Origin of the sequence: Halalkalicoccus subterraneus (genome assembly GCF_003697815.1) — an archaeon.
GTDB lineage: Archaea > Halobacteriota > Halobacteria > Halobacteriales > Halalkalicoccaceae > Halalkalicoccus > Halalkalicoccus subterraneus.
Genome location: NZ_RDQG01000038.1, coordinates 38,268 through 46,360 on the forward strand (window position 1 = coordinate 38,268; position 8,093 = coordinate 46,360).

Here is an 8,093-nt window from a genome sequence, read left to right on the forward strand (position 1 = left end):
AACGCTTAATCCCGCCGCGTTTGAAGAACGGGTACTGAATGGATCTCTCGATTCTCGCTCAAACGGACCTCTTCGGATTCGAACTCACGACGACGATGATAACCGTCATCGGCAGCCTCGCGATCGTTGTACTCATCGCGCTCTCGGCGTTTTTCTCCTCTTCGGAGATCGCGATGTTCTCGCTCGCCGAACACCGCGTCGACGCGATGGCCGAGGAAGGGCTTCCGGGCGCGGAGATGGTCGCGGCACTCAAGGAGGATCCCCATCGGCTGTTGGTGACGATCCTCGTCGGCAACAACCTCGTCAACATCGCCATGACCGCGATCTCGACGAGCCTTCTCAGTCTCTATTTCGGTGGCGCGATCGCTGCGGTTCTCTCGACGTTCGGCATCACCGCCCTCGTGTTGCTGTTCGGCGAGAGCGGCCCCAAGTCGTATGCCGTCGAGCACACTGAGACGTGGTCCCGTCGGGTCGCCCGCCCGCTGAAGGTCGCCGAGTACGTGATGTACCCGCTCATCGTCGTGTTCGATTACCTCACCCGGCAGATCAACCGCCTGACCGGGAGTCAGGGCGGAGCGATCGAAGAGCCCTACGTCACCCGCTCGGAGATCCAGGACATGCTCGAAACCGGCGAGCGCGAGGGCGTCATCGAGGAGGACGAACACGACATGCTCCAGCGGATCTTCCGGTTTACCGATACCATCGCGAAGGAGGTAATGACGCCCCGCCTCGACATGACCGCGGTGTCGGCCGACGCCACGATCGAGGAGGCGATCCAGACCGCCGTCCAGAGCGGCCACGAGCGCCTCCCGGTCTACGACGGCAACCTCGACAACGTCATCGGTATCGCCACCATCCGGGATCTGGTGCGCGAGCACAACTACGGCGATCCAGACATCGCGCTCGCGGACCTGACGACGCCGACGCTTCACGTCCCCGAGTCGAAGAACGTCGACGAGCTGCTGGCGGAGATGCGCGAGGATCGCCTGAAGATGGTGATCGTCATCGACGAGTTCGGCACCACCGAGGGGCTGGTGACGATGGAGGACCTGGTCGAGGAGGTCGTCGGCGAGATCCTCGAAGGCGGCGAGGACGAACCCGTCGAACACGTCAACGAGACCACCGTCGTCGTCCGCGGCGAGGTCAACATCGACGAGGTCAACGAGGCGTTGGAGATCGACCTCCCCGAAGGCGAGGAGTTCGAGACCATCGCGGGGTTCGTCTTCAACCGGGCCGGCCGCCTGGTCGAGGAGGGCGAGTCGATCGCCTACGGTGACATCGAGATCACGGTCGAGACCGTCGAGAACACCCGGATCATGAAAGCCCGCGTCGAGAAAGGGGCGGTCGAGCCCCCCGAGGACCCGGAGGAGATCGATCAGGAGATCGAGTGACGGGGACTTACAGCACCGCCAACGCAGCCCAGAGGATGCCGTAGGCGAGCACGATGGAGAGCACGAGCGATCCGATCCACGCCAGGACGGTATAGCCCATCTTTGCCTTGCTTACGCCACCCCCGCCCGCCGCGTAGCCCGCTCCGATGACCGCGCTGACGATGATCTCGTTGAAGGAGACGGGGATGCCGAACAGCACGGCCGCCTGTGCGATCGCAAAGGAGGGGATCAGCGCGGCGATCGACCGTCGCGGCCCGAGCGAGGAGTAGTCCTGTGCGATCGCCTTGATCATGCGTGGTGCGCCGGTCCAGGACCCCGCGAGTAGCCCGATCCCGCCGCCGACGAGGATCGCGGTCAGCGAGAGGTCGAACGGGTCGAGCAGGGGAAGCAGCGGGCCGATCGCGAGGCCGACCTGACTGCCGCCAGCCGAGAAGGCGACGAGCCCACCGAGTACGAGCAGGAACCGTCGCTGTGCCCCGGCGGCGTCGCCCCGGATGTCCCGATACAACAGGAGCCCGCAGGCGATCGCGGCGAGGAGGGTAACGCCGCCGACGCCGACCTCGATTCCGGCGACCGCCGGCGACCCGAGCGCGATCGAGACGGTTTCGGCGACCGACTGGCCCACGTCCGGCGGGCCGAGCAGCGCGAACTCGATGTTCGCGAGGATGAGCCCGACGACCCCGGCGAGTATGGGCACCGTATAGCGTTCGGGGACGTCCTCGGCGCGCAGTACCCTGGCGGTCCCGTACGCGATCCCGCCGCCGACGAAGGGCGTCAGCACCCAGAGCGTGCCGATCTCCGTGTACTTCGCCCAGGCGGGATCGCCGCCGAGCGCCAGCCCGACGCCGACGATCGCCCCCGTGACGGTGAACGCGGTGGCGATCGGGTAGCCGGTGAAGACGCCGATCGCGACGAGGGTCGCGGCGGTGAGCAAACCGACCGCCGCGGCCTCGCCGCTGAGCGTGACTCCCGAGATCAGCTCGCGGCCGACCGCCTCGGAGACGTTCGCGCCCTGGAGGACGGCCCCGAGAAACCCGAGGATCCCAACGAAAAAGCCCGCCCGCATGACCGAGATGGCGTTCGCCCCGACCGCGGGGGCAAACGGCGTCGAGCCACTGGAGCCGGCGCCGATCGCCCACGCCATGAACAGACTCGCAAGCGCGGCGATGAGAACGGTGAGAAGGGTTGCGGCATCGACCATCAACCGCCAGTCGCGGGCTCCGGCATTAAGTCCTGTCGTTCGACTGCTCGGCGACGGCACTCGCCGTCTCGCGCTCGCGCTCGGTGGTCTCGTGGCCCTCGACCAGTTCGGCCCCGTTGATGTGCTCGATCAGCTCGTCGGCAGGGCTCTCGACGTCCTCGGGGTCGGCTGTCGACGCCTCGATCTCGGCGTCGGTCGGTTCGACGCCCTCTGCGGCCTGAACCGTCGTGACCTCCTTCTCGCTCCCGACGTGCCAGCGGTCGATCTCCTCCTCGTACTCCGCGAGGCGCTCCGAGACCTCCGCCTTTTTCCCGTCGTCGTTGATGTTGACCTCGAAGACGAACTCGGGCACCTCGCCGCGGGTGGTGCGCTGGAGGTTCGCGCTCACGAGTTCGTTGTCGAAGTAGTACGGCGCGAGCTGGGTCATCACCTTCTTGTAGACGGTGTCCTCGACGGCCCGAAGCGCCTTCCGACTCGCCGAATCGGCCGCCCGTGCGACGTACCCGACCGATTCTCCCCACTTGTCGATCGCACCCTCGGTGTCGTCGGCCTCGAGGCTCTCGTAGGACTCCGTGAGGCGTTTGCCCGCCGACTGGAGGTCCTCGTCGGGCTCTTTGCCTTCCTTCTCGCCCTCGCCCTCGCCGACGCTGGCCTGCGCGGCGGTCTTCTCGCTGACGTCCGTGTCGATCCGCTCGTGGGATTTGGGCCGCCACTCGTTCCACTCCTCGAATGCCGGGCCCGAAACGCCCGACTCGCGCAGGGCCCGACTGATCCGCTCGCCGTGCTCGACGACGTCGGCCCACCGACCGCGACGTTTGAAACCGGCGATTGTCTCTTCCATTATATTATGTAACTCGTTCTGAATATATAGCTCTTCACCTTGCGCGGCTATCGGCCGTAGACCAGTCGTTCGCCGACCGAATCGAACCACGCTTTCGCGCGGCTCGCGGCGACGTGGTGCATCGAGAGGCGGCGGACCTCGGTTTCCTCGACCTCGATCCGGTCTCCCCCGTAGGGATCGCGCCCGTCGGTCAGATCGACGACACTGGTGACGCTACACCGGCCACACGCTTCGGTGTTCTTTCCGCTCATCTCGGCTCCCCGTAGTGGCTCATGCCGGTTATACTTTCCTCATGGTTTTTACCGGTCGCGGTCCTGCGCCCGGTATGGGCTATCAGGTTCTCGATCCCGATGCGATCGACCCGACGCCGGACAGGCCGTGTGTCCACCGGGCGGTCGGCGACGCCGTCGGACTCTCGGAACTCGCGATCAACGTCTACGAGGCCGACCCCGGCGAACAGTTGCCGCTCGTTTATCACTACCACGACGAACAGGAGGAGGCGTTCTACGTCCTCGAGGGCAAGTTGGTCGTCGAGACCCCCGAGCGCGAGTACTCGGTCGACGCCGGGGAGGTCTTCGTCGCCGACCCCGACAGCCCCCACCGGGCGCACAACCCCGACGACGCGACGGCGACCGTTCGCGTCCTCGCAATCGGCGCGCCGCCGGTCGAGGACGACGCCCACCCCTACGAACCCGAGCGATGAGCGCCGAACCCGACCGCGAAGTCCCCGACTGGGAGGACCCGTACCTCGACCGGGTCGCGGACCGGATCGCGACCAACTACGACCTCGAAAAGGACTTCCGGGTCCGGGGCGAGCGCTTCGACCTCCACGGAGAGCTCTCGGTGCGCAACCAGAAGCAGTTCCTTCACCCCTCGATCTCGTTTGCGCGTCACGACTCGACCGAGCACCTATTGGCCCGTCGGGCCGAAACGGTCCGGGAGGAGGACCTCGAACGCCTCGTCGGGCTGGGTCACGAACTGGCCGACGAGTGGATCACCCCCTCCGACGAGCACTTCAGCACCGACTTCACCTTCGCGCTCGTGGCCGCCGATCTCGACGAAGCGGCCCGCGAGTACGTCGCCGGGTTCTCGGATCGCACCCTGTTGAAGCTCGGCTACCACGGCCACTACGAGATCAACCTCGTCGTCGCGTGCCCCGATGAGGAGGACCTCGTCGCGAGCGAGAACGCCGACGTGGCGGCGGCGTTCTCGCTGTGGGAGCCGGTCGAACGCGAGCGATCGGGACTGCTGGGACGACTCGCGAGCCGGTTGCGATAGCGCTCGACTGCGTTCGACCCCCGGTGGCCGCCCGGGGATCGACCCGACCGGCCGGAACGGCTATTATATATCATATATACTACCTCTTATGTGGCTGCTACAACTCCCCGGTGGACAGGAGCTCGGAGTGATCGCGCTGTTCGCGTTCGTGCTGTTCGCTCTCGCGTACACGGTCCAGCAGTTCGTGGGTGGGTTGCGTATCGATCGTGAATAGGGTTTGAGTCGGCTCGGAACGTTCGTCTCACACCCTTCTCTCGAAGTGACTGTACTCCGTGAGTCCGGTCAGTCGTCTTCGGTCCCGCCGTCGGCCGCGACGGTTTCGCCGCCCCGTCGGGCCGACTGGACGTTCCCGTAGCCGATCCTGAACAGCGACAGCGCGAGCCCGAGCAGGGTGATGATGATGAGCACCTGCGCGACCGCCGAGACCTGTCCCAACAGCGTGGTCTCGGCCTCGGCGGTGATGCCCAACAGTCGCCCGCCGATGATCTGGTAGCCGCCGACCCACACGAGGCCGGCGAAGGTGATGACCGCCATCACTGCCGTCGGGACGCCGGTGCTGAGCAGCTGTTTGGACTGGTCCCAATTCGCGAGCCAGATCGTCCCCGTCAGGAGCGCCAGCGCAGCCAGCAGCTGGTTCGCGCCGCCGAAGAGCGTCCAGAGGTCCTCCCATCGGCCGGAGCCGAGCAGGAAGAAGGCGACGATCGCGATCACGCTCGTGTTGACGTACTTGTTCGCGGCGACGCTCTCGACGGTCGTCTCGGGAGTGCCGACAATCTCCTCCATCATGTATCGCCCCAGGCGCACGGCGGTGTCCATGCTCGTCAGCAGGAAGCTCGCGAGCACGAGTGCCATGAACACCTCGCCGGTCAAAAGCGGGACGCCGAGGCCGGTCAGGATGATCCCGCCACCCTCCGCGAAGTTCGGCAGTGCCAGCCCGATTCCGCCGGAGCTGGCCGGAATGGCGATCAGCGAGACCGCACACAGTGCGACCGCCGCCAGCAGCCCCTCGGCGAGCATTCCACCATAGCCGATCAGTTTGGCGTCGCTTTCCTTGTTGAGCTGTTTCGCCGTCGTCCCCGAGGAGACGAGCGAGTGAAAGCCGCTGATCGTCCCGCAGGCGATGGTGATGAACAACAGGGGAAACAGCGGCATCATCGCCGGGAGGAACTCCGCGAGCGGGCTGCCCTGTGCGAAGAAGCCGTACCATGCGCCGATCTGGATCTCTAGGGGCTCCGCGGTCGACGTCACGAACGTCCCGGCGATCACCGCGAGCACCGAGCCGCCCACGCCCGTATACAGCAGGAACGACGAGAGGTAATCACGGGGCTGCAGCAGCATCCATACCGGGAGGACGCTCGCCGCGCCGCCATACACGAGCATCGTGACGACCCACGCGGCGATGTTCTGGCTTTCGAGCAGGGCGATCGGGAACCCACCGAAGAGGACGGTCGTTCCCGCGGGGTAGTCGCCCGGCACGAGTGCGACGGGGTACTGGATGCCCACCCAGACCGAGGCGAAGACGCCCGCGACGAAGATCAGCGTCCCGACGGAGAAGGGGAGCCCCAGTTGGTAGAGCCAGATCCCGAACAGCACCGCCAGCCCGACGTAGATGACGCTCGCGGTCGCGGCCTGCGGGTAGGCGTCGAAGACGACGCCGATGACCAGCGCGAACACCGCGACCACGAGGATGATGAGCAGAAAGGCAAACCACAGCAGCATGTCCTTGCCCCGTTCGCCGACGTACTCGCCGATGATGTAGCCGATGGACTTGCCGTCGTGGCGCAGGCTCGCCGACAGCGAGGTGAAGTCGTGGACCGCACCCATCAGCGGGTTGCCGATGGCGACCCACAACACCGCGGGCAACCAGCCCCACGTCAGCGCCGCCGTGATCGGGCCGACGATCGGCGCCCCGCCCGCGATACTCGAATAGTGATGTCCCAGCAGGACGGGTTTCGTCGCCGGGACGTACTCTTGGCCGTCTTGATACTTGTGTGCGGGCGTCTCGCGGGTGTCGTCAAGGCCGATGAATTGCGAGAGATATCGCCCATAACCGATATACGCGACCGTGAACGTCACCAGTACGATCGCGACGATCCAGATAACTCCTGCCATGCGTAGCTCTATCGCCGAATCGTTCAGGATTGATATAAGCATACCCCATTCTTTCAGCGATCAATCGTTCGCGTCTCCATGTCGATTGTTCGAAATAGAGTACGTGCGCGTCCTGTTACGATGATCAATTCACCCGTCTCAGATCTCGACGGCGAGTTCCGCGGCGACCTCCTCCAGTAGGTCGCCCTTGACCTCCCGCACCCGCGTCTCGATCTCGCCGACGATCGGCGCGTCGAAGGAGTCGTGCATCTCGTCGACCCGCTCGCGCTCGGTCGCGACCTTCTCGCGGAGGAAGCGCGCGCCGCGGCCCTCCTCGTGGGCCTCCGGTTCGGGCGTTCGCTTGTTGATCACGACCCCTGCGACCGAGAGGCCGTACTCGCGGTGGGTCGAAAGCGAGCGCTCGGTCTCGCGCACCGAGAGCTCGTCGGGCGTACAGACCAGGTAGAACGCGCTCTCGCGAAGCGCCTCGCCCGCGAACGCGAAGCGCTCCTTTCGTCCCTGCAGTCGCGCGAGGATCGGATCGCCCTCGCGGACTCGGCGGGGCTCCTGCTCGCCGATGGCCGCCATCTCGAAGTAGTCAATGCTCTTCTCGCGCTTGTGGGCGAGCCGGTCGATCCACTTCTCCAAGAGATCCGGAAGCGAGAGCAATCGCAGCGTCGAGCCCGTCGGCGAGGTGTCGAAGACCACGCGATCACAGTCGGCCTCGCGCATCACGTCGATGAACCGGTCCAGAAGTGCCGCCTCGTACGCTCCGGGGGTTCGATGGGCCATCTCGATCTGGAGGTCGATCTCCCCGGCCATCGAGGGGCTGAGCTGCTCGCCCAGCGCGCGTTTGGTCTCCTGGAGGTGTTCTTGCACTTCGCTCTCGGGGTCGATCTCTAGCGCCTGCAGGTTCTCGATCCCCTCCACGGGGCGGGGGTCGTCCCCGAACTCCTGATCGAAGACATCCCCCGTGCTGTGGGCCGGGTCCGTCGAGACGACGAGCGTTTCGAGGCCCGCCCGTGCGCATTTGAGCGCGTAGGCGCTGGCGACGGTGGTCTTTCCGACGCCCCCTTTTCCGCCGAAGAAGACGTACTCGGCCATCTAGAAGTGGTACTGCTGGCCCTTACGCTCGATGAGCGAGTCGCGATCCCACATCCGCCGCTGCCAGGCCTCGTACTCGTCGGTGAGGTGGGGCAGCAACTCGGCGGTGTAGTACGAGACCGGCGAGGGGATGCCGAAGGCGTCGGGGAAACACGCGAGCATGAACTCGTCCTCCAAGTCCTCGGCC

Annotated in this window: 8 protein-coding genes and 2 pseudogenes; 4 read left to right on the forward strand and 6 right to left on the reverse strand. The window is 65.7% G+C overall.

Features of this window, described 5'->3' with window-relative positions:
• Positions 1 to 38 precede the first annotated feature (38 nt).
• Entirely contained in the window at positions 39 to 1,391 is a 1,353-nt protein-coding gene (locus EAO80_RS10585; protein WP_122089864.1) for a hemolysin family protein, read from the forward strand.
• A gap of 7 nt (positions 1,392 to 1,398) precedes the next feature.
• On the opposite strand, the gene EAO80_RS10590 is transcribed toward EAO80_RS10585, so the two are convergent.
• The 3 genes and pseudogenes from EAO80_RS10590 to EAO80_RS10600 form a co-directional block, all read right to left on the reverse strand.
• Entirely contained in the window at positions 1,399 to 2,592 is a 1,194-nt protein-coding gene (locus EAO80_RS10590; protein ID WP_122089865.1) for an inorganic phosphate transporter, read from the reverse strand.
• 184 nt (positions 2,593 to 2,776) lie between these two features.
• A pseudogene (locus EAO80_RS10595) lies at positions 2,777 to 3,433 on the reverse strand (DUF5828 family protein); the annotation flags it as partial.
• 47 nt (positions 3,434 to 3,480) lie between these two features.
• On the reverse strand, positions 3,481 to 3,684 hold the full coding sequence (locus EAO80_RS10600; protein WP_122089867.1) for a hypothetical protein: 204 nt from the start codon (positions 3,682 to 3,684) through the stop codon (positions 3,481 to 3,483).
• Positions 3,685 to 3,758: 74 nt separating this feature from the next.
• Between EAO80_RS10600 and EAO80_RS10605 the strand changes: the two genes are divergently transcribed.
• The 3 genes from EAO80_RS10605 to EAO80_RS20635 all read left to right on the forward strand — a co-directional run bounded on the left by EAO80_RS10605 (position 3,759) and on the right by EAO80_RS20635 (position 4,925).
• Positions 3,759 to 4,136, forward strand: a complete 378-nt coding sequence (locus EAO80_RS10605) for a cupin domain-containing protein (protein WP_122089868.1) — start codon at positions 3,759 to 3,761, stop codon at positions 4,134 to 4,136.
• Positions 4,133 to 4,711, forward strand: a complete 579-nt coding sequence (locus EAO80_RS10610) for a hypothetical protein (RefSeq protein WP_122089869.1) — start codon at positions 4,133 to 4,135, stop codon at positions 4,709 to 4,711. The genes EAO80_RS10605 and EAO80_RS10610 overlap by 4 nt, the downstream gene beginning before the upstream one ends.
• Before the next feature lie 88 nt (positions 4,712 to 4,799).
• Positions 4,800 to 4,925 (forward strand): hypothetical protein, encoded by a 126-nt coding sequence (locus tag EAO80_RS20635; protein ID WP_281273034.1) that lies wholly within the window; start codon positions 4,800 to 4,802, stop codon positions 4,923 to 4,925.
• 68 nt (positions 4,926 to 4,993) lie between these two features.
• Here EAO80_RS20635 and EAO80_RS10615 read toward each other — a convergent pair whose 3' ends face one another.
• The 3 genes and pseudogenes from EAO80_RS10615 to EAO80_RS10625 form a co-directional block, all read right to left on the reverse strand.
• Complete coding sequence (locus EAO80_RS10615) at positions 4,994 to 6,823, reverse strand: carbon starvation CstA family protein (RefSeq protein ID WP_122089870.1); 1,830 nt, start codon at positions 6,821 to 6,823, stop codon at positions 4,994 to 4,996.
• A 138-nt stretch (positions 6,824 to 6,961) separates the two neighbouring features.
• The gene (locus EAO80_RS10620) at positions 6,962 to 7,906 is read right to left on the reverse strand and encodes an ArsA family ATPase (RefSeq protein ID WP_122089871.1); all 945 of its coding nucleotides are present in this window, start codon (positions 7,904 to 7,906) and stop codon (positions 6,962 to 6,964) included.
• Positions 7,907 to 8,093 (reverse strand): annotated as a pseudogene (locus EAO80_RS10625) (hypothetical protein); the annotation flags it as partial.